The 1982-nt window shown below is 59.7% G+C and carries 4 protein-coding genes; 3 read left to right on the top strand and 1 reads right to left on the bottom strand.

Going from position 1 to position 1982, the window contains the following annotated elements; translation table 11 throughout:
* The 3 genes from AC1DY5_RS53335 to AC1DY5_RS53325 form a co-directional block, all read left to right on the top strand.
* On the top strand, nt 1-230 hold a 230-nt coding region (locus AC1DY5_RS53335; protein WP_478122303.1), incomplete at its 5' end, for a hypothetical protein.
* A 521-nt stretch (nt 231-751) separates the two neighbouring features.
* On the top strand, nt 752-976 hold the full coding sequence (locus tag AC1DY5_RS53330) for a hypothetical protein (RefSeq protein ID WP_478122302.1): 225 nt from the start codon (nt 752-754) through the stop codon (nt 974-976).
* 127 nt (nt 977-1103) lie between these two features.
* Nucleotides 1104-1367 (top strand): hypothetical protein, encoded by a 264-nt coding sequence (locus AC1DY5_RS53325; protein WP_478122301.1) that lies wholly within the window; start codon nt 1104-1106, stop codon nt 1365-1367.
* Nucleotides 1368-1562: 195 nt separating this feature from the next.
* On the opposite strand, the gene AC1DY5_RS53320 is transcribed toward AC1DY5_RS53325, so the two are convergent.
* A partial coding sequence (locus AC1DY5_RS53320; protein ID WP_478122300.1) for an IS66 family transposase occupies nt 1563-1982 on the bottom strand: 420 nt, incomplete at its 5' end.

The following is a 1982-nucleotide window of genomic DNA, read 5'->3' as shown; positions in this document are numbered from 1 at the left end:
TCCATGGCCTCTCGCTGCGCCTCTCTCGCGAGCGACCCCCGCGGCTGGAATTTGTCGTCCCAGTGGTAGTCCGCGATTCCAACCGCTGCCGTGACCACTGGGCATCGGACCGATTGATGGCTGCCCTCAAGGTGTCGGCGGAGACCCTCCGGCAGGGCATATCCACTCTCATACAGGGTCTGTGCTTCGCCACCGCACAAAGGGCATTTCGCGCGGTCGCCGAACTGTAGGTGGGAAACACGCGGCAAAGGCTCGGCCAGGGCGATTAGGTCGTCTGAAATGTGCTGGACCCATCGATAAGTGTCATCGACACGGACGCAATCGAAGTAGGTGCGGAGGATTGCTTGGGCTTCCCCGGACATCATGTGCAGCATCGCATCCCGCGTCCTATACAACTCTTCCTTGAGTTGGCTGATCTCGCGATCCTGGGCTGTGAGGAGTGGAGGAGGCTGTCGTCTCATGATCGGTGGTGGCGGTGAAGCCGGCCCTGGGCATTGCCAAGTTCGAATCGTAAGTGCCGGCGCGCCTGCTCCCACCTGTGGATAACTCTCACGTGTAGTTTTTGTTCGACGTTGCCTATTTTTTGAGCGCAAACCCGGAGAGTCGCAAGTCATTGATTCTCTTCAGGAAGTGTGTCGGAAGCCGAAAAGTTGTGCACCTCGGGCAGGTTGTACAAGGGGCGTTATGTAAAATATGAGTACATAACAAAATAAATTCTACTCATTAAGGGAATCTCTGCTAGAGTTGCATCATGACAAGCGAAACCCATACCGCCATGACGCCCGAGCAGTTCACCGAGGCGATCGCGGCGCTTAGATGGAAGCAATCTGATTTCTGCCGGAAGACCGGACTCGACAAGAACACGCCGAGCCGTTGGGTGAACGGCATCACGCCGATTCCGGTTTGGGTGTCTGCGTACCTCGGCGCGATGGGAGAAATCAAGCGGCTGCACGCGACCTACGTGGAGCCCGACTAGATCCGCCGCGCCTCATGGCGGGATTCACGCAAGGTGCGTTCATCTGAGGCAAAAAAACGGCCGGAAGGGTGTTGGACCACCCGACCGACCTGACCGCAACGTGCATCACTAGAAGGATCTGCACATCATGGCTAAACAACAGAATACCGCGTCCGCAGACGGCGCGCCAACAACAGGCTCCAACATCCTGCCGTTCGTCCGCACGGCTCCTGCGGCCCCGTTGAAGGCCCCGCGCGAGGGTCGAAGGGCCACAGTGGACAAGGTAGTGCATATCCGCGGCCATCTCGCAAGACCAGAAATGGTTGAGGCGACCTCAGAACTTTTAGAGCAAATGAAACGAGGAGAGCAGACGGGCGTGATGTACTTCGCAGCCGGCGCCGCAGGAATGTAAGCGCCTGGCCGTGGCATCTTGAGGTGACGTGGCCTGTGGCTGAGCATCGCGTCCATGATGAACATGGTGGATGCGGCTTGGGCGAAGGCAATGGTGTTTGCCTCGCGCTGGCTCGGCGTCGTCGTGCTGACCGTGTTCGTTGTCGGTCGAGCCGCGGCCGTCTCGGCGCGGCGCCGGGCGTCGACCTGGTCGAGCTCAGCCGGCAGGCTGCCACCGGTGGGGCAGCAACTCCTCGATCCGACTGTTCAACTGCGTCGGCATGCGGGTGAGGACGTCCTTCAGGTAGGCCCAAGGGTCGTGCCCGTTGAGCTTGGCCGACTGAAGCAAGCTCATCACGACAGCAGCTCGCTCGCCGGCCAACTGGCTCCCAATAAAAAGCCAATTTTTGCGTCCAACAGCTATCGGCCGCATCCGATTCTCACAATGGTTGTTGTCCAGCGGCACGTCGCCATCGAGCAGGAAGCGACCGAACCCCTCCCAGCGGTTCAAGCTGTAGTCAATCGCCTTGGCGATCGCGCTACCGTCGGGCACGCGCGTGCGCTCGAGTTTGAGCCACAGATGCAGCTGATCCCACAATGGCTTGGATCGCTCCTGCCGCATCTGCAGCCGCTCCTC

The organism is Variovorax sp. P4_D9 (assembly GCF_056401695.1).
Note: the sequence above shows the minus strand (reverse complement) of the source record. Positions and strands in the feature narration are given on the sequence as shown.

What these genes read in the sequence shown, in the direction of transcription:
- AC1DY5_RS53330 (WP_478122302.1), top strand. Translation starts at nt 752, where the DNA reads ATGACAAGCGAAACCCATACCGCCATGACGCCCGAGCAGTTCACCGAG.
- AC1DY5_RS53325 (WP_478122301.1), top strand. Translation starts at nt 1,104, where the DNA reads ATGGCTAAACAACAGAATACCGCGTCCGCAGACGGCGCGCCAACAACA.